Source organism: Vibrio sp. 2134-1, from assembly GCF_033339495.1.
This window is the reverse complement of record NZ_JAWOUS010000001.1, coordinates 140,204-162,655: the sequence shown is the minus strand read 5'-3', so window position 1 is coordinate 162,655 and position 22,452 is coordinate 140,204. Positions and strand designations below refer to the sequence as shown.

The window sequence follows — 22,452 nt, the reverse complement described above, 5'->3', positions numbered from 1 at the left end:
ATTTAATTGCCCAGTTATTCAAGCCACCCTCTCCTTCTCTATCCTTTCCATTAGCGCCAACATCGCGGCATTACGCTTAGCAGCCAGCCAATCTGCTAAGCCATCAAGGATAGGATGGTATTGGCGTTTGAATACTGAAAAGGTACAAACGAAACGGCCGGAGCACATGGCCGCGAAGCGGCTTTCTAGGTCCCACGCTACTCGGCCATCGTTGCAATGCATGCATTTTCGATAGTGACGGTTTGGAGCTCGGTACTTACCGCTGCCGCCACAGCAAGAACAAATACGGCCTTGTGGTGTGATCGCCTCTTCCACAGCTGCGCGCACAATGGCTGCGAATGCGGCTTCACTCTTTTGACCGCGCCAGTCATCGGTCAGCGTATACAATTCCGCGAGTACCGCCTTTTCCAGTGCTCTTCTCGATTGCGCGTTATCCAGTAACTCCACAAACAACACCAGAAAACCGACCGGAGATTCCTTCCAGGTTATCCCCACCATGCCGAGTTGGTCTTCCAAAGAAAATAAGCCTTTGCCGCCCTTTTGCGGTTCGTAATTTATGCCTTTTAAGTCGAACTTAGCCAATAACGTTTCTGGTCGCATTTATGCTACCTCCTTGCTGTTCCTCACCTGCTTGCGAAAACTCTCCCACGTAAAGCTCACCCACTCACAGCTCTCCAACAAACGCTCCATCACACGAGCACCAAGAACCTGCGTCAGGTCATCAGATTTCAGATTGGTCAGAATGCCGGTTGGCTTCTCGTTGGTATAGCGTGAGTCGATGATGGTATTAATCATGATCGCCTCGTGGTCATTCATTCGCTGAACCCCAACCTCATCCAACACCAACAATTCGACCTGAGCTAAATACTTCAGAAACTGAGCTTCTGTAACGTTCGATTGGCGGTTGTACTTATCGCGAATTTTCATCATCAACTCAGCGACCGTAATCACCAACACTGTACGATTGCGCGTCATCAACGAGTTCGCCATTGCACAAGCCAGATGGTTTTTACCCGTTCCTGTCGATCCAGAAAATACAAAGTTTTTCTCATCACCTTCCAAGAACTCAGAAACCCAACGGCGAGAAACACTAAACGCCTGACGTTGGCCTTGGTTCTCCGTCACGTAATTGGCAAATCGACACTTCAAGTGCTTCTTGCCTACTCCACTGCGACCAAGTAAATCCTGAACTTTGCTCTGCTGGTAGTTCTGATACACCGCATGGCTTTGCTTCTCGACTTCCTGCTGAGCAAGTTGAGCCATCTGCTCTGGCGTGTACGGCACAACGTTCGCAGGCATCGCTTGCTGCAGTTTTTGGAAAAAGCTGTTCATTGGTCACCTCCGTTTTGGCGGTCTTTGAACCACTGAGGTGGTCCGTAATCATCAGGGTTGGTTTGGTCTGAAAACTGCTCCACCGGAATTAGCTTCGAGTTTGGCGAGGACGATTTAAGGCTAAACAACCCTTGCCACTCGTTGTCGATGGATTGCTCAATGATTTGGCGCTGCATGCTCACCACGTTCTGGGAGAGCTTGAGCAAGTCGAGCATTTTGGTGCGCTCGCCCCGCTCAGTTTTGAAAGGCTTTTTGATTCGCTTACGGAATGCCAGGTACTCAGCCCAAGCATCGTGATCGAGCATAGCTGGAATTTGTTCCTCAGGAACCAAGCTACCCGTGATGGGAGACTTTTTGTTTACTTTTTCTGTAGTAGTCTCTGGTAATCTCTGTGTAGTCTCTGTTTTAGTTTGGCTGATTGGTACAGCACTGCTTGGCGCATTTGTACGTTCTAGTTTGGCGCATTCCGCCAAACCAGTTTGCTCCATTTGTGCAATCAAGTTTGGCTCATTAATGCGGTAGAAAACTCGGCAAGGAACACCTTGCTTTTTCTCTTCCAAAATACCTAACTGACGCAGCTTTTTACGCGCGGTATCAAGCTCTCTTCGAGTCATGCCCGTTTCGTCTTGCCACTCTTCCTGAGTTTTGTAAAACCACCCTGAAGCGTTCGTTCTTCGGCTCCAGTAAATACTCTGGCTAAGCATTAATGCGCCTGTGATACCAATACCCATCTTCACAAACGATCGATGAAAAGCGATGGGTCTATCCAAATACTCAATCACACCGCAGTCCCCGCTTTCATGGATTCAAAGATTTCCATCGCTTTAGTCCGTGATACGACGAAACGACAAACACCGTTATTGGCCACCCAGATATAGCAGCCGTGATAGTTCTGTAAGCTAAGGCTCATTGCACAAAGTTCTCCTAGTTAGATGCGTGTTATGTGGTGGTCAGCCACTACGCTTTTGATTAGGCTGCTTTCTTCGCCATTAACGACTCAAGGTATTCCAGAAGTGGCGCGTGAGATGCCTTCGCCTCCTGCACTTCTCGATACGCATCGCGCAGCTGGTCAATGTTCGCGTTCTCCCCTAAAGAGATCACCGCACGGAATGCTTCAGATGTTTCTTTGTTGTGGTTATGCAAGAGCAAATCTCGGCTTAAGTTTGCATCACTCGCACCAATGCAAGTGACAGAGAACCCAAGCGGGTTAAGAAATTGGTTAAGCATGTCGCTTGCGCGTTTGGCAGGCATCGCCTTAAGCACCGCAGGTAACAAATCCATCATCGTGGCTTTGGCCTCTACGCTGGTGCGCTCGACATAGCGGAAAAAGTTCTGAGCATTGTTCTTGTCATCAGCGCCCGGTACTTTAAGTAGCTCTTTACGCTGCGCATCAACCTCGTGCTCAAGATCGAGTTTGTGATACAAGCTCGCGACACGGTGAGCAATACACTCTTTACTCAGTTCAGTGCGCCAACTTTCTATTGCGTTACGCATAACGCTTTTAAAACTATTATTCATGGTTTTTCCTTACTGGTTGTTTGTACAGAATGTGGTTGATCAGCCTAATTTCTTAAACTGGCGTATTCTTTATATGGTCACCCAATAGTTCTTCTATTGGCACTTTGCCACCAGTGGCCTTAGAAATGGCGCAAATATACTTAGCAGGAGCCTGATGTTTTCGATTAATCCAATTCCATACATGTGATTGTTTAACACCTAAAAGCTTTGCAAGTGATGTTTGTCCTCCTACAAGCTCGGTAGCTCGTTCTATAGCGGACATAGCTATCCTCCTAACAACTTTACGTGTTGAACTTTATATACGGTTTACGTGTTTGTCAACTAACACGTTTTGTTGTGATAATTAACACGAAATGGGAAATCAGGAAGATAAGTTGATGAGTTTTGCTGAAAGAGTAAGGCAACGTAGAAAAGATTTAGATCTATCGCAGGCTGAACTAGCTGAACGAATCGGTTTAGCTCAGCAGTCTATTAATAAAATTGAGACTGGCGTTACTTTAAAGCCAAGAAATATTGTTCAGTTAGCAGAAGCTTTAGAGTGTGACCCTACTTGGTTACTTACAGGCAAGAGCGCACAAAGCGATAGTATTAAAGGAAGCGGCGATGCTCTCCCTTCAAATACAATTTCTCCTTATTCACTGAAACGCATCCCGATAATTAGCCAAGTTCAAGCTGGCGCATGGGGAGGCGTAGATCCTCAATCCTCCTTAGATGATGATGTTGAATGGCAAATTACGACGATGAATGTAGGTGACGATGCATTTGCGATGAAAGTCACCGGAAACTCAATGACGAACCCACATGGTTCACCTTCAATTCCGGCTGGTTCGATAGTGATAGTGGAGCCATGCGACTGCCCAGATAATGGCAAGATTGTTGTTGCAACCTTAAATGACTCACCAGAAGCAACAATTAAAAAGTTAGAGATCGATGGCCCACAAAAATTTTTGGTGCCATTAAATCCTAAGTACGACCCTATTCCTATTAACGGGAACTGTCGTATTGTTGGATATGTAAAACAAGTAATCATGGATTTATAGCTGCGCAAAACTCAATGACTTAGCTACTTTTCCCCTAACTGCACACTCTTTCAAAAAATTGCCACCTCAACGTAGGTGGTTTTTTTTATCTAAAAATACAACTTTACGTGTTGACATTGTCACGAATTAACAATTATGATTCATAACAACTTAAGTTGTTATGATAAATACAAACAACTTGAACGTTTGTGAAACTGCAGTCTGACCAGCTGCAACTCATCCACTTGACCAATCGTTTATTTAGAACTTTGTGCAATGAGAGCTTAATGATGAAAACAATGACGTTAGACCAAACCCATCAACTGCTGAACAACCTGCAACTACTCAATGTGTGCAGCCATCAGTTTGAAGAAGTGACAGCAGAGCTAAGTAAGGATGATCCGCTCCGTATCGCTGCGACTTCCATCTTTGAAGGAGCCGAGGACTTTAAAGGGCTGGAGATTCACGTAAACGAAGAAGATTTTGAAAAGGCGCAAGAGCTATTCAGCCAGCTGGTTAGCCTGCAAGCCGCAGTGGAAGCAAGAACACTACCCCACTAGAAAGAGAAAACCCCTATCGGTGACCAAACCAACAGGGGCGTTCTTTGTGCAATGAGACTTAGATAACTAACTCTCGCAATCAGTATATCTCTGGCTGACCACCAATATCAAGAGTTTAGGCTGATTGCGGGTATTCACCCCACAACCAATAGGACATGTGCAATGAGTATTTTAACTTACCGCAACAGCCAAGAGGCATTTATAGGTAAACACATTACTTCTCTGTTAGAGCAAGACGGCCACGAAGAACTCGACATCAAACGAGCCGTTGAGCGCGGAATCGATCACTATCGTAATACTGCTGGATTTGCCAAGGGTAAAGTGTTCGATGAGTGCCTAGCCAGAGCTAAACAGATGCTCTCACCTAAGAAGCCAAAGCGAACTAAAAAGAGCAAAACGAAATGACGCCTGAAGAGCGTAAACGTAAGCAAAATGCAAAGCGCGCTCAAAGATGTAGAGATAAACGTAAAGCCAACAACAACCATGATTTGCGCGTATCTCTAAACCCTCTGGAACAGGCGAAGTTAGAGAAAATCTGTCAGTTCTTCGCCTACCCTGCTGAGCCGTACACCAAGGAAGAAGCGCTTCAGTCACTTATCCATCGTGTTTATAACGAAATTACAGTGATTAAAGCGCAATTGGGGAAATGCACTAAGTGCGGAGAACAGCTGCCCGAAGGGTGCGCAAAGTTAAGCGAAGGCGGTTTATTTAAAGGTGACGCAGCTTGCTGGCACACCGCTAATCGAGTTCGTATTTATCAACCATCGGAGAAAGACAATGAAAGCAGACCAAGTGGCAGTTAAGGCCAAGGAAGAATTTTACGACATGGTAGATGAAACCGCGCTGAGTGACTACGCGGTCAACGAAGTAGACCTTGGAGAGATTGAAATCAACGGCAAGAAAATGACTGTCTATTTAGGCATTCGCCAGAACTAAAGCATTAAACCAACACAACCGATTGACCACGGTTTACGACTAACAAGATACAGGAGCTTTGTGCAATGACTTACTCGAACCTTAATACATCACCTATGAGCTTTACATACTCTGCCCCCGCTTTCGTAGTTGAATCTGCAAAAGAAGCAGACAAGCCTGTATATGACGTAGAGCGTTACCCAGAATCTTCCAACAAGATCATGTGCCATCAAGAGGTGTTAGATTTCTTCAATAAAAAGCGAACCACCATCATTGCATGGCGCAAGAACCGCAACTTCCCAGAGCCAATTAGCAAATCACCGCTGCGCTGGATACGCGCAGCAGTGATGGAATGGGTAGAGCATGAAGGTGGGTTTAAGGCTGGGGTTTAATGCCCCATTGACTTGGCCTTACCAATGACAAGCCTCTCGTAGTGATTTTAAGCCTGTATCCAAGTCATCGATATTAAATGTTACTGTTTTTGATGAACCATTATAAGTTGAATATCTAAGAACCATAGTGTCTGTATTTTGCATAGACTTTATGAAGGGTATAGTTGAGCTTGCAAATAATGCTTTCTTATTAGTTGATAAAATAAATTTCATTTGTTGTGCTTTGTCTTTGCCAAAGCGAACAGTTACAGTTTCACTATTCTCACCAAGATAATCCCCTGTATCAATATAAGCATCTGTTTTATCTTCATTGCAACGAAGTACTAGAGTTTGATCACCAAACTCCGCTTCTTTCACCATTGTAACGCGAGGGCTATCATCAATAGGAGATTTAGAGTTTAAAACGAGCCAATTACTTAAAGGATCTTCACTTTTTGGATTTTCAGTAAGGTGAGCTTTACTCTCTTTTGGTCCTCTCATCACAGTATTGTTCTCGGCTACAAGGTCGCTTAGAGAGCCAGCCCCGAGAAAGTCACTCACGGATAATAGCGGGATATCTCGTTTTTTAAACTCTGAGCAATCTTGTGCTGAAGCGACATGAAATACTGATCTTTTAAAGGCATCAAAGTCTGGTTTTTTCCCCTTATTCGACAGTATCATACTGACCCTATTATTCTGCTCTCTTGTAATTTCATACACGTAGCTATATTCACTTGGGTTACTTTCGAGTTCAGTGATGCCAGATACCTTTAGAGACTTGTTGTCTACACACATCTGCAAAGAATAGGAAGAGACTAAGCCACTTTCACCAACAGCTAAGCTATTAATATTAAGCGTTTGAAACTGTTCAACTACAGCCATAATTGGCATATCGACTTCAAAATCACTCGCTACGGAAATTGCAGGGACAAATGCCAAGAGCGACAAAAAATTTGATTTGATTTTATTCATTTCGATTACATCCATATATAAGACACATAAATATGTCAAAATACCGCTAGAGAAACTAAATAGATCACACCTTAAACACGCTATACAACCTTGAACTGAAAGTACCGGAGTTCGGATTCATTAAAAGTTGCTGTTATATATTTTTTATTAGATGCTTGAACTCACTCAACTGGTTTCTAGTTCGTTTTGCAAACCCTTCGCCGAACCTATCAACATATTCATCAAACACGAACTCAAGAGCTTGTCGTATTGTCCCAATAGCCGTAAAAACAGTGTGAACTTCATTGTCCGCGTCAAAAGGTGGGTAAGCTGCTTCACATTCTTGCCGTGCAGACTCGGTGCGTTCAAGAATGTCTTGAAGATGCTGCAGATTCGTGACCCCAAGTGACTTGAGTTCCGCGACAAGTTCAGAAACATCTGAGGGTTCATCAAGTGTTCGCTCAGGAAACTTCCACTTTAGGAACGCCATTAAACTATCTAACTCAATATCCTGAGACATAACGCGAGTATCACTGTGATCAATAGCAGTAGTTATTCTAGCCTGATACTTTTCTCGAGCATCACGGATATGTTGAAACTGGTCATCTGCAGTTTCGAATAGTCCGGATAGAGCATTTAGCTTACGTCTAAGGTGCTTAGGTACATCAGACTCTTGTTTGTAACTTAAATGATGAGCAACTAAAGCCCAAGCATCTTGAAGAATAGTCCTTACCTGTATTTCACAACGGTGGTCTCTAATATCGTTATAGCGTTCACCAACATAACTACTTTTTAATTTAACGATGTAATGCAGTGCACCATAACCAAATCTATCAACTTCCGAATCTTGAACTTTGTCCACTTTCTCTACGATATCAAATGAGTTTTCAATCAACTTTTCTATTGACTCACGATCTTTCTCGTATAGGAAGACAACTCTCACCCCTGCAAAATCAGTAATCGATTCAAACGGATCTTTATAATTCTTTCTATGGATCTTTTCGCAGAAGCTGTCCAACGATTTACTTCGCGAAGATATCGAAGCCACTTCAATACCGTTTGTAGATACACTCTTATTCAAAATATAGTGAACTTCTTCACATAAAAGCTTATACCGTTCTATGCTTTCGTAGTAACTTCGGATTATTTCAGGAGAATTTCTCCAGACTTTATCTTTATAGTTTTGCAAGAATACCTCCCAAATACAGAATGCCGTGTTATGTTTTATTTAATACCATAGTGTCTGTTAAGCTCTATACAGTCTTGTAATGAATGTCCAAAAGAAGCCGTAGCCATAAAGCCAAAACCGTCAGAACGTACCCTCTGCTTAATTACTGGAATTTCAAATTTTTGATAAAAGTCATACCCAAGCTTTAGTAATTCACTTGATGCATTTGAACCAAGAAAAATCATTTCGATATCTTCAGTTGGTAAATCGTGGACATGAATGGGAAAACCATATGCATCTTTGTTATCTAGACTGGTACAAGCTTCGAGAGGTATAGCCAAACGCCTTTCTTGTTCGTATTTCCATTCTTTCGATTTAAAGTACAAGTCACTTACAAAGAAACTTGGTTCAGACAATATAGAAGAATCCAAGACTGGAGTAGAACTGACATAATTAACTTTACTCAATATAGATATGGTAGAGGATTTTTCTTTCAGTTTAATTGCTAAGCCACGATGTGATTCTGCATAATGTGCCCACATTAGTACATTATCAGGAATTTGTGACTCTGATTCGCTAAAGCAAGACATTCCCACCTTTGCACAGATATCTTCAAAGACAGACGTATCTAAGCGAAAGGGATAATCGCTGTCATCGACTATCAAATACTGTTCAATACTATTTGAATTTCCGTTGAGGTGAATTTTAACTTCCCTAGAACTAGGTTCAATTTCAACCTTCGACTTAAATCGAACCTTCATTTCATATGGGTCATTGTATGCATCGGGGGTATTAAATCGGATCGTTTGATACTTTAAAAACGCCTCCGCTGCACTAACCCCTAAATACTTAAATATCGACATACATCTCCTAAAACATAACACCTTAAATACGAAGCCCAACCTTGAACTGATATTGCCAAGCGTTGGAAAGCTCTCTTAAATGCAATATTAGTTGCCACTCAAACTAGCCCTAGCTGATTCAGTAATCTCTGCTGAAAGCACCCACATTAAATCCGTAACTTCCTCAATGTAGGCAACTGAGATATCTATTTGAGATCCATTCATAGTTAAGCCTTCGGTGTTTTCAACAAACTTTGATTTAATAGCTTTACCACCATTGTGAACCCAGTCAATACGAACAAAACGTACTTCATTATTGAGTCGATTAAAGGCTTCCGTAAATCGTTCACTTGGCTCTGAAACAACACCTATTGCCTGCAAGCATGAAATTATATGTGCAAGATCACTAGAGTGTTTAGCTCGCTGTATAGGCACTGCCCCGACCTTGTCTGCAAGCATGCTATAGTAAGTTTTAATTTCATTTTCAAACATTGACCAAGCAGTTAAAAGCATTGATTGCCTTTGATACATAGGCATGACTGAAGTAAAAATATCTTTGAAGTCATATTCATCTTCACTGATTCCCGCAATGTGCTGCTTCTCAACTTCTACGACTTCACCTTCATCGCCAGCCCACTGCTGGATAAACATTTTATCGGTGTATGTTTCAATATGTTGGTCTATGTTTTCGACAAACCCATCAACAAATTCAAGTTGCTTTCTATTAAATGCCCTGAGTAAATTCAGTTCTTCTGGTACAAAAAATAAATGAATATTTTTGAACATGATGACCTCTGATGGTTGGGGACTGCATAGGCTGCTAACCCATATTAAGCGAATCATAGCTGTCTTATATTCCACTATCATGCCGCCTTTCATCGGTCGGTTCAAAAGTTGATCTTTGAGTTAGTGATCTATGATACTAATTGTTTAGCAACAAGCACGCTAAGTCATAGCTACTTTTTCATGTTCCAGTTCTTTTTGCACTTGAACAAACAGCGCGTCTGCAAACTTTTCGTATGCTTCTTTTTGGTCTGATAGCCAGTCATGCTTGTTGTAAATGGCCATTACGCCGACCAGCTCATGGCCGAGCATTTTTTCGGTTACATGTGGCATAGTGCCTAGTTCTGAACAAGTAGTAGAAATACTGCGGCGGAAATCATGAGTTCGCCAGTGAGGTAGGTTCAGGTTATCGCGTAACCTTCTTATGTAGCGGTTTGCTGCGGATATGCAGATGGGCTTATGGAGGGATGCGCCAGGGAAAAGGTATTCATCATAGATGTTCATTAACCTTTCCAGCATCGGCTTGATGTGTTTGGGGATGGGTCTGCGAATGGTGTTACCCATTTTGCTGAGTTCTGGTGGTACCGTCCAAATGTCGTTGACCATATCGAAGTGTTCGCGCTTGGCCAAGCGAAGCTCTGATAGTCGGTTACCCCATAACATTGTTATTAAGTGCAGGTTCTTGGTCGATGTTCCCGCTTTGCTGCGCTCAATCGCAATCCAAACTTTGGCAAGTTCAGGAAGTGATAGAACTCGGTCACCGGCACTTGGTGACTCACCAACATCTTGCTGTCTGATTTTCTCAAAGTGCGTCCCATCAATGAGGAACTTGGATTTACAGAAGTTAAGACAGGCGCGCATTTTAGAAAATGCAGAGTTAGCCGTCTTCGGATTCTTCTTGGCAATGTCATCGAACCAACGCATCCATTCGCGCGCGGTGATCTTTTCTACGTCGACATCAGGAAAGGCGTTGTAAAAGTAGTTGTTTGCCACCGAGCGATAAAGCACCTGCGTCCCCTCTTTTTGAGTCGAGACTTTGTGCTCAAACCAGTAGTCGAGACAGTCCTTTAGGGTAACAAAATCCGTCTCACCAGTAAGGGCTATCTCTGGGTTTCTTCCCTCTTCTTTAAGTTCAAGCATCCTTTTATGGATTTGCCTTGCATTCTTGAGGGTGGTTATCGGATACTTGCCTATACGAATGCGTTTGTTTTTACCATTAAACCTGCAACGGTATTGGAACGTGATGTTTGCTTTGGGTGATATCTTCGCTATTAGTCCTTCGCCGTCATTCAGTTCTGCCGGGCCGCTATATTCGCTTAGTTTTGCAATAGCTTTTAGCTGCTTGTCTGTAATGCTCAAGTTGTCTACCTTAAATTAGGACGCAGCACTTACAAAATTTGGACACATATTTAGACGCAAGTGCAAATGTAAAACGCGTAAAAACAATTAAAACCTAACGAAAAGATAGCACATAGAACACTGCTAATCGACTGATATACAAGGCTAGTTTTGAAGAATAACGAACAGAAAAAGACATCCATGAATAATACCGAACAGCCTACATTCTTCTTCTTTGATTATGAGACATGGGGAACCAACCCCGCGAAAGATCGCCCAAGCCAGTTTGCTGGTGTTCGTACAGATGAAAACTTTAATATCATCGGCGAGCCTTTAGTCATGTACTGCCAGCCACCTGCTGATTATCTTCCGTCTCCTGAAGCTGCGCTTATTACTGGTATTACTCCGCAAAAAACGGTTCAAGAAGGCCTTTCTGAGCCAGAGTTTATCGCTAAGATTCACGCTGAACTCGCGAGACCAAATACCACCAGTTTAGGCTACAACAGCATTCGCTTTGATGACGAAGTGACCCGTTATACTTGTTATCGCAACTTTATCGATCCATACGCATGGAGTTGGCAAAACGGTAACTCGCGTTGGGATTTACTCGATGTACTACGCGCGTGCCATGCCCTTCGCCCAGAAGGCGTAGAATGGCCAGAAAACGAAGATGGCTTCACTAGCTTTAAATTAGAACACTTGTCTGTGGCTAACGGCATAGAACATAGTAACGCGCACGATGCCATGGCAGATGTGATTGCGACTATCGAAATGGCAAAGAAAGTAAAAGCAGCGCAACCAAAATTGTTTGATTACTTTTTTTCTATGCGCCAAAAGCGCAAGCTCAATGATTTAGTCGACATCGTCAACATGACACCGTTGATGCACGTTTCAGGCATGTTAGGGCGCGAATGCCAGTACACTAGCTGGATTGTGCCTGTTGCTTGGCATCCAACCAATAATAATGCCGTTATCACCATCGATTTAGCGAAAGACCCTCAACCTATTCTTGAGCTATCCGCAGAAGAGCTGCACGAAAGACTCTACACTAAGCGCGAAGATCTTGGTGAATTGCTACCAGTGCCAGTTAAACTAGTTCATTTGAACAAATGCCCTATTCTCGCCCCTGCAAAAACGTTAACGGCTGAAAATGCAGAGTCTATTGGCATTGATCGCCAGCAATGTCTCGCTAATCTCGCTTTGTTGCGCCAACATCCTGAAATTAGAGAAAAGCTGATTAGCCTCTTTTCAGTCGAGCGTAAATTCGATAAAAGTGATGACGTCGATACACAGCTTTACGACGGGTTCTTTTCTCCGGCTGATCGCGCAGCTATGGATATCATTCGAGAAACCGACCCGAATAATCTTGCTGCATTAGACATTGAATTTGATGACAAGCGTATTAAACCTCTATTGTTCCGCTATCGTGCGCGTAACTTCCCAGGCACATTAGACGAGCAAGAACAAAGACGCTGGGCACTACACTGTCGAGAAGTGTTTGAAAGCCAAATTGAAGAGTACATGCTGAATTTAGAAAACTTAGTTCACGAACATGAAAGTGACGAAAAGAAGATTGCGATATTAAAATCCGTGTACTGTTATGTAGAGAGCTTAGCTTCCTAACTCCTCCTAATACAAGCGCACCTTATGGTGTGCTTGTTGTTTATATACTGTCAAAATGATTAAAGAACGATTCTTACAACTGATCCAACTGCTCATTTCAATCTTCCTCATCATGGGAGCACTTGGCATCGGAATTACCATTCAAAAGTTCACTGGCGTTTCCGTTCCAGGAAGTGTCATCGGTATGCTCGTACTGTTTTTCTCCATGACTCTTGGGCTTGTAAAAGTCGACTGGGTCAAACCGGGCGCCACGCTATTTATACGCTATATGATCTTATTGTTCGTTCCTATCAGCGTCGGATTAATGCAGCATTTCGATTTACTACTCGCCAATGCGCTCCCTATCATCGCTAGCGCGGTTGGCGGTTCACTCATTGTATTGGTCAGCCTCGCTTGGCTGCTGGATTACTTGCTACAGGAGAAACACTGATATGTGGTTAGTTGTTACCATTGCGGTTTTTCTTATCGCTCGCCAAATCGCAATCAAAGTGAACAATCCTCTAGCAAACCCTTTGCTGATCAGTATCGCAGTGCTCATTCCTTTGCTTACTTACTTAAATGTGCCATTTGAAACGTATTATGCGGATAACGAAGGAATTAGCTTTTTGCTTCAACCTGCTGTAGTTGCTCTGGCTTATCCACTATATGAACAACTACCACAAATTAAAGCAAACTGGCGAATCATCACTTTTGCTTGCACAGTAGGCAGTGTGATGTCGATGATGACAACCACCTTGATCGCAGTCGCTTTCAAAGCGGATATCAGTTTAATCGCGAGTCTAGTGGGTAAGTCCGTCACTACACCAATAGCGATGGAAATATCGAGTCACCTCGGTGGTGAAGCCGCCGTTGCAGCGATCTTGGTTCTGATTGTCGGTTTATTGGGCGCAATTTTGGCATACCCAATTTACAATTTGATTGGAATTAAACACCCGATTGCACGTGGTCTGACAATGGGTACAGTCTCTCATGCCTTAGGCACCGCTACTTGTGCAGAGAAACAGCCCATAGATGCCGCGTTCTCATCACTCGCATTGGTTTTATGTGGGATCATAACTTCTATTTTGGCTCCAAGCTTTTTTGCTTTGGCTGTCTGGCTATATCAATAGTTAAGCGCTCTCGGTCTGCCCTCCTTCCGGCAGGCCGTAGCCTTTCCGCTTCTTCCTTACCCTTTTCAAAACCCTATCTTATCTATCAACCTCACCCAGTAATACCGTGAAGGGACTTGATCGAGATATACATTCATAGCGTTAGCATTCTAGGTTCTACCACTCGCTCTAGATTACGTGGGTATAAAGTAGCATAGCGGTAAAGTCGCGTGGGTAACATACTCCTGCTCCTTGGTCATATGAACATATACTGATATGGTTAATTGTGAGACGGAGATAACGCTTCACACCTGTGCAATCGAATACATGTGTGAGCTCACTCTAATTATGTAACAGAATTATCAATTGCATTATTTATCGTGATCTAACGCACGGAACATTTCTATCTTTCACATAGAATAACTGTCCATGCAATAACAAGGATTCAACATGAAAAGTCGCATTGAACAGGCGCTAGCAGGCGCTCCAGAAGCACTTTCCAAACAACTTGCTCCTATCATCCAAGCTGATGATTTTGATGCTACGCTTTCAGTTCAACAATTTGAGCAGTTGCTTTCAGCTACCGGTCTATCAGACAAAGAGCTTCGTGTTGCGCTACTTCCTTTTGCCGCAGCGTACTCCTATGCTCCCCTTTCTGACTTTTATGTCGGCGCTATCGTTCGTGGTCTTTCAGGTCGCCTTTACTTCGGTGCCAACATGGAATTCTTTGGTGTACAGTTGGGTCAAACGGTTCACGCAGAGCAGTCTGCGATTAGCCATGCTTGGATGAAAGGCGAACGTGGTGTTAAGGATATCACTATCAACTTCAGCCCATGTGGTCACTGCCGCCAGTTCATGAATGAGTTATCTACCGCAAACGAGCTTAAAATCCAGCTCCCAGAACGTGAAGAAAAGTCACTTCATGAATACCTGCCTGAAGCCTTTGGACCAAACGATCTCGGTATCGAGTCCGGCTTAATGGCAGAAGTTAAACACCAATTCTCATGTGATGATGAAGACGCACTCATCCAAAGTGCAGTTGAAGCGATGAACATGAGCCACTCTCCATACACCAACAACTTGAGTGGTTTAGCATTAGAGATGACTAGCGGCCGTGTATTCCAAGGCGCTTATGCAGAAAATGCAGCGTTTAATCCTAGCTTGCCACCGCTACAAGTTGCGCTAATCCAAGTTTTACTTGCGGGTGAAACCTTTGACAGCATCAAAGCCGCTGCATTGGTAGAAAACTCTGAAGGTAAGATCAGTCACTTAGCCGATACGCAATCAACGTTGGAAGCGTTGAATCCAGATATTCCGCTTAGTTTTGTCAACGTATAAACGACAAATTCAACAAAAAGCTCTACAACATGTAGAGCTTTTTTATTACCTAAAAACCAAAAGCAAACGTTTGCTTTGTCATAAAACTTCAGTATGATCTCCTGCAATTTATGTCTCATCACTCTATTTTGTAAGGGAACACTATGTTTGGCACTGCAACTAGCGCAAATGCTACCCGTGTATTACTTTTAGGCTCTGGCGAACTCGGTAAAGAAGTCGCCATTGAATGCCAGAGACTTGGTTTAGAAGTGATTGCTTGTGATCGCTATGCCAATGCTCCAGCGATGCAAGTCGCTCACCGTAGTTATGTTATCGACATGTTAGATGGGAACGCCTTAGAAGAAGTTATTACGAAGGAACAACCTACTTACGTCGTACCAGAAATTGAAGCCATCGCAACCGGCAAACTGGTAGAGCTTGAAGAAAAAGGACTGAATGTTGTTCCAACCGCTAAGGCAACCAGGCTAACAATGAATCGTGAAGGTATCCGACGTTTGGCAGCAGAAGAACTGGAATTGACGACTTCACCTTATCGTTTTGCAGATAACTTTGAAGACTTCAAAGCCGCGGTTGAGCATGTGGGTATTCCGTGCGTGGTGAAGCCTGTGATGAGCTCTTCAGGTAAAGGGCAAAGTGTTATCAAGACCGAAGACGACGTTACAAAAGCATGGGATTACGCTCAGGAAGGCGGGCGTACGGGTGCAGGTCGCGTTATCGTGGAAGGTTTTATCGACTTCGATTACGAAATCACTTTATTGACCATCAGAGCCGTTGACGGTGTGCATTTCTGTGCTCCAATTGGTCATCGTCAGGAAGATGGCGACTACCGCGAATCATGGCAACCGCAAGCTATGTCAATAAACGCAGTAAAAGCAGCTGAATACACGGCTGAGAAAGTGGTAAACGCGCTCGGTGGCTACGGCATCTTTGGTGTAGAGCTATTTGTTAAAGGCGATAAAGTCATTTTCAATGAGGTCTCTCCTCGCCCTCACGATACGGGTATGGTTACAATGATTTCACAGGAAATGTCTGAGTTTGCTCTCCACGTGCGCGCGTTTACCGGAATGCCAATTAATAATATTGTGCAATATGGCCCATCTGCGTCTGCTGTTATTCTTGGACAAGGAACTTCCACAAACATTCGCTTTGAAAACCTAAGCAAAGCTTTAGCTCAACCTCAAACACAAGTTCGTCTATTCGGTAAGCCAGAAATCGATGGCCGCCGCCGTTTAGGTGTTGTCCTTACGCGACGAAAAACCACCGAAGAAGCCGTTCAAGATGCTGTTGAAAGTGCTTCAAAAGTGAATATCATTTATTAAATACGAACCACTCATACAAAAATAGCGCAGCTCAAATTGCTGCGCTATTTCGTGTTCCAAACCGAAGAGAGCCTATTCACTCTCGATTAAGTACACTTCTTCAGAGAAGCGACTTAAGCCTTTTTTCGCAATTTTAGGATGATTCTCGTCAGCTTCATCTACGTTCAAACAAGTAACTTTGTAACCTGAAAATAACTGCTCTATCTCTTCGACCGGCACGCTAAATGGAGGCCCCGCCATCTCTTCTTGAGGATAGTTGAGTGTAACAAGCAAAATACGACCGCCTGGGTTCAGCAGTTGCTTGAGACGCCCTACATACTCCTCTCGCATATCTTGCGGTAAAGCAACCAACGCGGCGCGATCATAAATGATATCGGCTTGAGATACTGGTGCAGTGAAAAAGTCCCCAGTATAAATAGAGAGCTCATCAAATTGATAAAGCTCGTGCATGCCATTAAGAGGCGTTACCGTTGGCGTGTAAAAATGTTCAGCAAAAAAGGCACGCACAGCAATATGGCTTAGCTCAACACCTTCAACCGAATCATGCTTCATCGCTAGCCAAATCAAGTCTTCTGACTTTCCACATAAAGGAACTAACACTTTATCTTCACGCTTTGGATTAGTGTGTTTCCAATATACTGGTAATAGCGGGTTTACATCTTCCAAGTGAAATCCGATCTGATTGCTGGCCCATTTGTTATGCCAAAATTCTTGGTCTCTCATTTTACTTTCTACTTGTCGGCTGTTTTCATTTTGAGAGGTAAGACTAACGTTTTTTTTCAATTTGTCTATGCCGTTCATCTTTGGTTAATACTGCGGTGATAGGATGTAATCGGTCTCATAGGAGACGCGCCTTTATCTGATAATCAGAATAAAGAAAAGAGAAATGGTGATCTAACGCACGATTCTACTTCAAGATAAAACTGAAACCTTGGAATCTTTCGTAATGGCCCCATTTATAAGTTAGTACCTGATTTGCCGAACTTAGCGACCTTTATGTTCCCTATTTTCTAAGTACAAGCAAGTTAAGGAGAGTGAATGAGCTTATTTCTTCGTACTACAGCATTGATGCTTTTGGTACTTAGCCGTGCACCGGCATTTGCCGCACTTCCAATTACCCCTGCGCCTAGTGGCGAACAAAATCGTTCAACCAGCCAAAACGAAGTTTGTTCGAAACTTTTTAAACACAGCCTTAGCGGTTTATATGGCATTCAGTCAATCGACACCACACCAACTCAGCCATATTCTGACTTCGACATCCTTTACAGCAAAGCTCACCAAGCACAATTTGAACTTGAAACTATCTGTAAGAGTACCGCACTTCTTAATGACGCTCAGCCATACTTCGCAGGCGTGAAATCCAAACAACGAGCAGAAGAAAAGATAGCTTTAGAGTTAGATGGGAAAGTTGAACGTATTACTGACCTAGCACGTGCAACGATTGTAGCTGAAGACGTCGCGAGTTTAGTCTCCATTTATGAAACGTTAGAGCGTGAAACAACGATTGTGAAAGTAAAAAATCGATTCAAAAAACCTGGCCCTTCAGGATATAGAGACTTGAACTTGCTCGTTCGTTTACCAAAAACAAACCTAGTAGCCGAAGTTCAACTGCACTTGAAAGCAATCGCAGATGTAAAAAGCGGTCCCGAACACGACCTATACGAAAAAATCCAGAAACTAGAACGTCAAGCGATGTTGGAAAAACGTGAGCTAAGCGAAATAGAGCTTGCCTCTATTCGCAACATGCGTACACAGTCTAAGAACTTGTACCAACAAGCATGGCAACCATACTTAACAACGCATCTAGAAGCGGCGTAACCGATATCATTAAGCGTCTCTCATAAACAGAAAAACCACCGCATTGCGGTGGTTTTCATTTGTATGCACACGAATTTTACGCAAAAAAAGACCACGCCTTAGCGTGATCCATTTATTCGGCTTACTGTACTTTCTTCAGGTTTTCTACACGAGCTTTTAACTTCTGACCCGGGCGAAAAGTCACTACACGTCGAGCAGTAATTGGAATATCTTCACCAGTTTTCGGGTTACGACCAGGTCGTTCATTCTTGTCACGAAGATCAAAGTTACCAAAACCTGACAGTTTTACCTGTTCGCCACTTTCCAGTGCCTTACGAATCTCTTCAAAGAACACTTCCACCGTTTCCTTGGCGTCCCGCTTACTAAATCCTAATTTATCAAACAGGTTTTCTGCCAGTTCGGCTTTTGTGAGCGCCATAAAACTTTCCTCAAAGCTATGTTAAACAATGCTACGTTAGTGTAGCGCCAGAGCAGTTTTACCCTACCAATTCAACAACATATCGGGGTTACATCAGGAAGTGTATGACAAGCTTATGATTTTCGCCAACTTTTTTCTTGGCGAACAAAAGGAATAGCACTACGTAAATTATTGTTAAACGCCAGAAATTTGATATTTTTGTTTTTGTTTCATCTTCATCAGGAAAAACATCCAGATTATAAAACTAAAAATAGTTTAAATGTCAACATTAAACACTATTTAATAAAAATATCAGATATTGGTTATTTAACAGACACTTGACATAGAACTTGTCGTAAATTCAGTGATTTGTATGTAACTCGATACGTAACAATTAGATTAAAAGGTATGACCACCTGTACTTTGCAACTGTGCTTAGAAAGCTTGATTAAACCCACGCTTCTCGCTGTTTAACGATGACGCCATATACAAAGATTGATAATGTGGAAGTTCGTGTATTTCCTCATTGGCTTCTTACACTGCTTCTAGGCGACCATGATTAATCAAATCATAAATATTCTTTTCCCTGTTTTTGCTCTTGTCGGAGTTGGCTATTTGGTCGGTCGTTACATCAAGCCTGACTTTCGCCCAATAAACCGCATTAATATTGAGGTTTTTACGCCAGCACTGGTATTTTCGTCACTCGTTAGCATGCCGCTCGATTCAAATCAGGGGCCACTTCTTTTGGCGGCAATTGTTGCGGTTTTAATTCCCGCACTACTCATGATCCCGGTATGTCGATGGACGTCACTCTCGTTTAAAACCTGGGCGCCACCACATATGTTTCGCAATAGCGGAAATCTAGCTATTCCTTTGTTTACCTATACGTTTGGAGAAATTGCGCTGTCGTCAGCAGTGCTTTTATTTGTCGTGTCAGCATGCTTGCATATCAGCTTAGGCGTAATGCTGCTTAGTCATGGCAACCCTTTTAAGCAAATAGTCAAGATGCCAATCTTTTTAGCAGCGTCGTTGGCTCTGTTTCTCAACGTGTCAAATGTGGGAGCATGGGCGCCTTTATACGAAGCCACGGCTCTACTTGGGCAAGCGGCCGTACCCGTGATGCTTTTATCTCTGGGGGCACAAATGTGTCATTTAAGGTTGGACGGTTTAAAGATTGGTGTGCTGTGTACCGTGCAGTCACTGGCAACTGGTGCTGTCGCTTTTGCACTTATTTATTGGTTAATTCCCCTTCCGACGATGCAATTGCAAATGATGGTGCTCTTCACAATGCTGCCGCCAGCCGTCATGAATTACCTATTTGCGGAAAGGCTGAATATAGAACCCATGAAGGTGGCGTCAATGGTACTATTTGGCAACTTTTTCAGCATTCTTACGCTGCCTCTTCTACTTAGCTATACCCTCTCACTCGCTGCCTAACCGCCAATAAGCTATCGTTAGCGTGTATTAGCTGAAAAACAATACGTTCCTAATCTCGGGTAAGGGCCATCCCTAGTTTGGTCTAGTATTTTAAAGTAATGAGGGGGGGGGGTGCGAGCAGTAAGGAACTTGAACAACGACAAGGTAATCCTAAAAATAAAAAACCCTGCCAAACTGGCAGGGTTTTCATTTCTTAAGAAGATACGTTACGCGAGATTAGTCACGCAGAGACGCACCAAACTTCTCAGAAACGTGAGCAACGATAGCGTCAACCGCACCAGCGATATCTGCATCTTCCAGCGTACGCTCAAGTGACTGTAGAGTCAGAGCGATTGCTAGGCTCTTCTTACCATCTTCAACGCCTTTACCTACGTAAACGTCGAACAGTTTCGCATCTTTAAGGAACTCGCCACCTTGCTCTAGACAAGCGTTAACGATGTCACCAGATGCAACAGCTTCATCCACTACTACCGCGATATCACGACGGTTTGAAGGGAATTTAGAAAGTGCTACCGCTTCTGGGATCACTTTGCTGTTGATTGCAGACCATTCGATTTCGAATACGATAGTACGACCGTTTAGACCGAACTTACGCTCAAGCTCAGGGTGAACGGTACCGATCACGCCTACTTCTTTGCCGTCTACGATGATTGCCGCAGATTGACCTGGGTGAAGAGCTGGATTAGCTTTTTTGCTTTCAGGTGACAGTGCAGCGAAAGAGTACGCTTTTTCGTTCGCAGATAGCTCTAGAATCGCTTCTAGATCGCCCTTAAGGTCGAAGAAATCAACAGTGTTGGTTTCGATATCCCAGTGCTCTTCACCACGAGTACCAGCAATAACACCTGCAAGCATAGGCTCTTGACGCATGCCGTTTTCTGCAGATTCACATGGGATGAAACGTAGGCCATATTCGAATAGACGAACGCGTGGCTGTTGACGCTTCTGGTTGTGAACAACCGTGTTCAGCAGACCTTGGATAAGACCAAGACGCATTGCTGACATGTCTGCAGAAATTGGGTTTGGAAGCACTAGAGGCTCAACACCAGGTACAACTAGCTTTTGTTGCTCAGGCTCAACGAAGCTGTATGTAATTGCTTCGTGGTAACCACGGTCAACAAGAAGATCACGAACGCGTTTCAGTGGAAGATCCGCTTCAACGTGGTTGTGCATCTTAAGTGCTGCTGCTGGGTGTTGGTTAGGAATGTTGTCATAACCGTAGATACGGCCAACTTCTTCAATCAGGTCTTGCTCGATAGCGATATCGAAACGCCATGTTGGCGCTACTGCCATCCAACCTTCTTCTGAAGCTTCAACAGTCAAACCTAGACGCTCTAGGATTTCTACTACGTCGCTATCTGCAATGTGGTGACCTAGCAGGTTGTCTAGCTTAGTACGACGTAGAGCAACTTTGTTTGGCTTAGGTAAGTCTGCTTCAGACTCTACTGCAACAACAGGTGCTACTTCACCGCCACAAATTTCAACAAGAAGCTGTGTTGCACGCTCCATTGCGCTCACTTGTAGTGCGTAATCCACACCACGCTCGAAACGCATTGAAGAATCAGTGTGAAGACCGTAGCTACGTGCGCGGCCACGGATGTGGTCAGGTGCAAAGAATGCACACTCTAGTAGAACGTCTTTAGTCTCAGTTGTTACACCAGACTCTTCACCACCAAAGATACCTGCGATTGCAAGTGCTTTGTTGTGGTCAGCAACTACTAGTGTATCTGCGTTTAGTTCTGCTTCGTTGCCGTCAAGAAGCGTTAGCTTCTCACCTTGCTCAGCCATACGAACTACGATGCCACCTTCGATCTTCGCTAGATCGAATGCGTGCATTGGTTGGCCTTGCTCTAGAAGAACGTAGTTAGTGATGTCTACTACAGGGTCGATAGAGCGAATACCACAACGACGCAGTTTCTCTTGCATCCATAGTGGTGTTTCAGCTTGAACGTTTACGTTCTTAATAACACGACCTAGGTAACGAGGACACGCAGCAGGAGCTTTCACTTCGATAGACACTTTATCGTCGATTGAAGGGGCAACTGCTTCTACTAATGGCTCTGTCACGTCAGCACGGTTTAGTACGCCAACTTCACGAGCTAGACCACGAATGCTGAAACAGTCAGCGCGGTTTGCCGTTAGGTCTACGTCTACTGTTACGTCGTCTAGACCTAGGAATTCACGGAAATCGGTACCGACTACTGCGTCTTCTGCTAGTTCCATGATACCGTCTGACTCAACGTCGATACCTAGTTCAGTGAATGAACAAAGCATGCCGTGAGATGGCTGGCCACGTAGTTTCGCTTTTTTGATTTTAAAATCACCTGGAAGAACAGCACCAACTGTTGCTACTGCTACTTTCAGACCTTGGCGACAGTTAGGTGCGCCACAAACAATGTCTAGAAGCTCTTCTTCACCCACGTCAACTTTAGTTACGCGCAGTTTGTCTGCATCTGGATGTTGACCACATTCAACAACGTGACCGACTTTAACGCCAGTAAAAGAACCAGCAACAGGAAGAACGTCGTCTACCTCTAGACCGGCCATTGTAATTTGGTGAGTTAGCTCGTCAGTAGTAACCGCAGGGTTTACCCACTCACGAAGCCATGATTCGCTGAATTTCATGTTGATGAACCCT

General features: G+C 43.7%; 27 protein-coding genes. 13 read left to right on the top strand and 14 right to left on the bottom strand.

Annotated features, from left to right (window positions below; all coding sequences use genetic code 11):
* Positions 1 to 18 precede the first annotated feature (18 nt).
* The 6 genes from R7R78_RS00720 to R7R78_RS00695 are packed head-to-tail and all read right to left on the bottom strand — an operon-like array spanning position 19 to position 3,112.
* Positions 19 to 600, bottom strand: coding sequence for a hypothetical protein (locus R7R78_RS00720; RefSeq protein WP_225472810.1), 582 nt, complete (start codon positions 598 to 600; stop codon positions 19 to 21).
* Positions 601 to 1,332, bottom strand: a complete 732-nt coding sequence (locus tag R7R78_RS00715; protein WP_225472809.1) for an ATP-binding protein — start codon at positions 1,330 to 1,332, stop codon at positions 601 to 603. It lies immediately after the preceding gene.
* Positions 1,329 to 2,114 (bottom strand): hypothetical protein, encoded by a 786-nt coding sequence (locus tag R7R78_RS00710; protein ID WP_225472808.1) that lies wholly within the window; start codon positions 2,112 to 2,114, stop codon positions 1,329 to 1,331. Before R7R78_RS00710 ends, R7R78_RS00715 begins: the two co-directional genes overlap by 4 nt.
* Entirely contained in the window at positions 2,111 to 2,242 is a 132-nt protein-coding gene (locus R7R78_RS00705; protein ID WP_255201246.1) for a hypothetical protein, read from the bottom strand. Before R7R78_RS00705 ends, R7R78_RS00710 begins: the two co-directional genes overlap by 4 nt.
* A 59-nt stretch (positions 2,243 to 2,301) precedes the next feature.
* Positions 2,302 to 2,850: a toxin YdaT family protein gene (locus tag R7R78_RS00700; protein ID WP_025632637.1), complete on the bottom strand. Its 549-nt coding sequence runs from the start codon at positions 2,848 to 2,850 to the stop codon at positions 2,302 to 2,304.
* 52 nt (positions 2,851 to 2,902) lie between these two features.
* Positions 2,903 to 3,112: a helix-turn-helix domain-containing protein gene (locus R7R78_RS00695; protein WP_025766805.1), complete on the bottom strand. Its 210-nt coding sequence runs from the start codon at positions 3,110 to 3,112 to the stop codon at positions 2,903 to 2,905.
* A gap of 115 nt (positions 3,113 to 3,227) precedes the next feature.
* Between R7R78_RS00695 and R7R78_RS00690 the strand changes: the two genes are divergently transcribed.
* The 6 genes from R7R78_RS00690 to R7R78_RS00665 all read left to right on the top strand — a co-directional run bounded on the left by R7R78_RS00690 (position 3,228) and on the right by R7R78_RS00665 (position 5,736).
* Positions 3,228 to 3,890 (top strand): LexA family protein, encoded by a 663-nt coding sequence (locus R7R78_RS00690; RefSeq protein ID WP_025766806.1) that lies wholly within the window; start codon positions 3,228 to 3,230, stop codon positions 3,888 to 3,890.
* A 266-nt stretch (positions 3,891 to 4,156) separates the two neighbouring features.
* Positions 4,157 to 4,429: a hypothetical protein gene (locus R7R78_RS00685; RefSeq protein WP_025766807.1), complete on the top strand. Its 273-nt coding sequence runs from the start codon at positions 4,157 to 4,159 to the stop codon at positions 4,427 to 4,429.
* Between the two features lie 162 nt (positions 4,430 to 4,591).
* A complete protein-coding gene (locus tag R7R78_RS00680) occupies positions 4,592 to 4,834 on the top strand; it encodes a hypothetical protein (RefSeq protein ID WP_176291387.1) in 243 nt (80 codons plus the stop codon).
* Complete coding sequence (locus tag R7R78_RS00675; protein ID WP_225472807.1) at positions 4,831 to 5,232, top strand: hypothetical protein; 402 nt, start codon at positions 4,831 to 4,833, stop codon at positions 5,230 to 5,232. Before R7R78_RS00680 ends, R7R78_RS00675 begins: the two co-directional genes overlap by 4 nt.
* Complete coding sequence (locus R7R78_RS00670; RefSeq protein ID WP_180764731.1) at positions 5,207 to 5,365, top strand: hypothetical protein; 159 nt, start codon at positions 5,207 to 5,209, stop codon at positions 5,363 to 5,365. Before R7R78_RS00675 ends, R7R78_RS00670 begins: the two co-directional genes overlap by 26 nt.
* 65 nt (positions 5,366 to 5,430) lie before the next feature.
* A complete protein-coding gene (locus tag R7R78_RS00665) occupies positions 5,431 to 5,736 on the top strand; it encodes a helix-turn-helix transcriptional regulator (protein ID WP_140139313.1) in 306 nt (101 codons plus the stop codon).
* An 18-nt stretch (positions 5,737 to 5,754) separates the two neighbouring features.
* Here the strand turns inward: R7R78_RS00665 and R7R78_RS00660 are convergent, their stop codons facing one another.
* From R7R78_RS00660 to R7R78_RS00640, 5 genes are all read right to left on the bottom strand, one after another.
* A complete protein-coding gene (locus R7R78_RS00660; RefSeq protein ID WP_258496369.1) occupies positions 5,755 to 6,687 on the bottom strand; it encodes a type VI secretion protein in 933 nt (310 codons plus the stop codon).
* A gap of 133 nt (positions 6,688 to 6,820) precedes the next feature.
* Entirely contained in the window at positions 6,821 to 7,855 is a 1,035-nt protein-coding gene (locus R7R78_RS00655; RefSeq protein WP_225472805.1) for a GTP pyrophosphokinase family protein, read from the bottom strand.
* A gap of 35 nt (positions 7,856 to 7,890) precedes the next feature.
* Entirely contained in the window at positions 7,891 to 8,697 is an 807-nt protein-coding gene (locus tag R7R78_RS00650; protein WP_225472804.1) for a DUF2971 domain-containing protein, read from the bottom strand.
* Positions 8,698 to 8,784: 87 nt separating this feature from the next.
* The gene (locus R7R78_RS00645) at positions 8,785 to 9,462 is read right to left on the bottom strand and encodes a hypothetical protein (RefSeq protein WP_225472803.1); all 678 of its coding nucleotides are present in this window, start codon (positions 9,460 to 9,462) and stop codon (positions 8,785 to 8,787) included.
* 159 nt (positions 9,463 to 9,621) lie between these two features.
* Positions 9,622 to 10,818 (bottom strand): tyrosine-type recombinase/integrase, encoded by a 1,197-nt coding sequence (locus R7R78_RS00640; RefSeq protein WP_225472802.1) that lies wholly within the window; start codon positions 10,816 to 10,818, stop codon positions 9,622 to 9,624.
* Between the two features lie 180 nt (positions 10,819 to 10,998).
* On the opposite strand from R7R78_RS00640, the gene sbcB reads away from it, so the two are divergent.
* From sbcB to purT, 5 genes are all read left to right on the top strand, one after another.
* On the top strand, positions 10,999 to 12,420 hold the full coding sequence (gene sbcB, locus R7R78_RS00635; protein WP_086046658.1) for an exodeoxyribonuclease I: 1,422 nt from the start codon (positions 10,999 to 11,001) through the stop codon (positions 12,418 to 12,420).
* A gap of 55 nt (positions 12,421 to 12,475) precedes the next feature.
* Positions 12,476 to 12,850, top strand: a complete 375-nt coding sequence (locus R7R78_RS00630) for a CidA/LrgA family protein (RefSeq protein ID WP_005377887.1) — start codon at positions 12,476 to 12,478, stop codon at positions 12,848 to 12,850.
* Position 12,851: 1 nt separating this feature from the next.
* Positions 12,852 to 13,529, top strand: coding sequence for an LrgB family protein (locus tag R7R78_RS00625; protein WP_005385454.1), 678 nt, complete (start codon positions 12,852 to 12,854; stop codon positions 13,527 to 13,529).
* Positions 13,530 to 13,958: 429 nt separating this feature from the next.
* Positions 13,959 to 14,846: a cytidine deaminase gene (cdd, locus tag R7R78_RS00620; protein ID WP_005377892.1), complete on the top strand. Its 888-nt coding sequence runs from the start codon at positions 13,959 to 13,961 to the stop codon at positions 14,844 to 14,846.
* 143 nt (positions 14,847 to 14,989) lie between these two features.
* Positions 14,990 to 16,165: a formate-dependent phosphoribosylglycinamide formyltransferase gene (gene purT, locus R7R78_RS00615; RefSeq protein ID WP_225472801.1), complete on the top strand. Its 1,176-nt coding sequence runs from the start codon at positions 14,990 to 14,992 to the stop codon at positions 16,163 to 16,165.
* A 72-nt stretch (positions 16,166 to 16,237) separates the two neighbouring features.
* On the opposite strand, the gene R7R78_RS00610 is transcribed toward purT, so the two are convergent.
* Positions 16,238 to 16,888, bottom strand: coding sequence for a thiopurine S-methyltransferase (locus tag R7R78_RS00610; protein ID WP_213973290.1), 651 nt, complete (start codon positions 16,886 to 16,888; stop codon positions 16,238 to 16,240).
* Between the two features lie 315 nt (positions 16,889 to 17,203).
* On the opposite strand from R7R78_RS00610, the gene R7R78_RS00605 reads away from it, so the two are divergent.
* Positions 17,204 to 17,983: a phosphoribosylglycinamide formyltransferase gene (locus R7R78_RS00605; RefSeq protein ID WP_025766820.1), complete on the top strand. Its 780-nt coding sequence runs from the start codon at positions 17,204 to 17,206 to the stop codon at positions 17,981 to 17,983.
* A 121-nt stretch (positions 17,984 to 18,104) separates the two neighbouring features.
* Here R7R78_RS00605 and ihfA read toward each other — a convergent pair whose 3' ends face one another.
* Positions 18,105 to 18,401 (bottom strand): integration host factor subunit alpha, encoded by a 297-nt coding sequence (gene ihfA / locus R7R78_RS00600; protein WP_005377899.1) that lies wholly within the window; start codon positions 18,399 to 18,401, stop codon positions 18,105 to 18,107.
* 534 nt (positions 18,402 to 18,935) lie between these two features.
* Between ihfA and R7R78_RS00595 the strand changes: the two genes are divergently transcribed.
* Positions 18,936 to 19,817 (top strand): AEC family transporter, encoded by an 882-nt coding sequence (locus tag R7R78_RS00595; protein ID WP_005377901.1) that lies wholly within the window; start codon positions 18,936 to 18,938, stop codon positions 19,815 to 19,817.
* 216 nt (positions 19,818 to 20,033) lie between these two features.
* Here the strand turns inward: R7R78_RS00595 and pheT are convergent, their stop codons facing one another.
* Complete coding sequence (gene pheT / locus R7R78_RS00590; protein WP_225472800.1) at positions 20,034 to 22,439, bottom strand: phenylalanine--tRNA ligase subunit beta; 2,406 nt, start codon at positions 22,437 to 22,439, stop codon at positions 20,034 to 20,036.
* Between the last annotated feature and the right edge of the window lie 13 nt (positions 22,440 to 22,452).

Excerpts from the sequence above, each read along its gene's own strand:
- R7R78_RS00700 (WP_025632637.1), bottom strand. The coding sequence starts at position 2,850 with ATGAATAATAGTTTTAAAAGCGTTATGCGTAACGCAATAGAAAGTTGG.
- ihfA (WP_005377899.1), bottom strand. The coding sequence starts at position 18,401 with ATGGCGCTCACAAAAGCCGAACTGGCAGAAAACCTGTTTGATAAATTA.
- R7R78_RS00595 (WP_005377901.1), top strand. The coding sequence starts at position 18,936 with ATGATTAATCAAATCATAAATATTCTTTTCCCTGTTTTTGCTCTTGTC.
- R7R78_RS00695 (WP_025766805.1), bottom strand. The coding sequence starts at position 3,112 with ATGTCCGCTATAGAACGAGCTACCGAGCTTGTAGGAGGACAAACATCA.
- R7R78_RS00630 (WP_005377887.1), top strand. The coding sequence starts at position 12,476 with ATGATTAAAGAACGATTCTTACAACTGATCCAACTGCTCATTTCAATC.
- R7R78_RS00625 (WP_005385454.1), top strand. The coding sequence starts at position 12,852 with ATGTGGTTAGTTGTTACCATTGCGGTTTTTCTTATCGCTCGCCAAATC.
- R7R78_RS00685 (WP_025766807.1), top strand. The coding sequence starts at position 4,157 with ATGATGAAAACAATGACGTTAGACCAAACCCATCAACTGCTGAACAAC.
- R7R78_RS00605 (WP_025766820.1), top strand. The coding sequence starts at position 17,204 with ATGAGCTTATTTCTTCGTACTACAGCATTGATGCTTTTGGTACTTAGC.
- R7R78_RS00715 (WP_225472809.1), bottom strand. The coding sequence starts at position 1,332 with ATGAACAGCTTTTTCCAAAAACTGCAGCAAGCGATGCCTGCGAACGTT.
- pheT (WP_225472800.1), bottom strand. The coding sequence starts at position 22,439 with ATGAAATTCAGCGAATCATGGCTTCGTGAGTGGGTAAACCCTGCGGTT.
- R7R78_RS00670 (WP_180764731.1), top strand. The coding sequence starts at position 5,207 with ATGAAAGCAGACCAAGTGGCAGTTAAGGCCAAGGAAGAATTTTACGAC.
- R7R78_RS00610 (WP_213973290.1), bottom strand. The coding sequence starts at position 16,888 with ATGAGAGACCAAGAATTTTGGCATAACAAATGGGCCAGCAATCAGATC.
- R7R78_RS00665 (WP_140139313.1), top strand. The coding sequence starts at position 5,431 with ATGACTTACTCGAACCTTAATACATCACCTATGAGCTTTACATACTCT.
- R7R78_RS00705 (WP_255201246.1), bottom strand. The coding sequence starts at position 2,242 with ATGAGCCTTAGCTTACAGAACTATCACGGCTGCTATATCTGGGTGGCC.
- cdd (WP_005377892.1), top strand. The coding sequence starts at position 13,959 with ATGAAAAGTCGCATTGAACAGGCGCTAGCAGGCGCTCCAGAAGCACTT.
- R7R78_RS00720 (WP_225472810.1), bottom strand. The coding sequence starts at position 600 with ATGCGACCAGAAACGTTATTGGCTAAGTTCGACTTAAAAGGCATAAAT.
- R7R78_RS00680 (WP_176291387.1), top strand. The coding sequence starts at position 4,592 with ATGAGTATTTTAACTTACCGCAACAGCCAAGAGGCATTTATAGGTAAA.
- R7R78_RS00675 (WP_225472807.1), top strand. The coding sequence starts at position 4,831 with ATGACGCCTGAAGAGCGTAAACGTAAGCAAAATGCAAAGCGCGCTCAA.
- R7R78_RS00645 (WP_225472803.1), bottom strand. The coding sequence starts at position 9,462 with ATGTTCAAAAATATTCATTTATTTTTTGTACCAGAAGAACTGAATTTA.
- R7R78_RS00690 (WP_025766806.1), top strand. The coding sequence starts at position 3,228 with ATGAGTTTTGCTGAAAGAGTAAGGCAACGTAGAAAAGATTTAGATCTA.
- R7R78_RS00650 (WP_225472804.1), bottom strand. The coding sequence starts at position 8,697 with ATGTCGATATTTAAGTATTTAGGGGTTAGTGCAGCGGAGGCGTTTTTA.
- sbcB (WP_086046658.1), top strand. The coding sequence starts at position 10,999 with ATGAATAATACCGAACAGCCTACATTCTTCTTCTTTGATTATGAGACA.
- purT (WP_225472801.1), top strand. The coding sequence starts at position 14,990 with ATGTTTGGCACTGCAACTAGCGCAAATGCTACCCGTGTATTACTTTTA.
- R7R78_RS00660 (WP_258496369.1), bottom strand. The coding sequence starts at position 6,687 with ATGAATAAAATCAAATCAAATTTTTTGTCGCTCTTGGCATTTGTCCCT.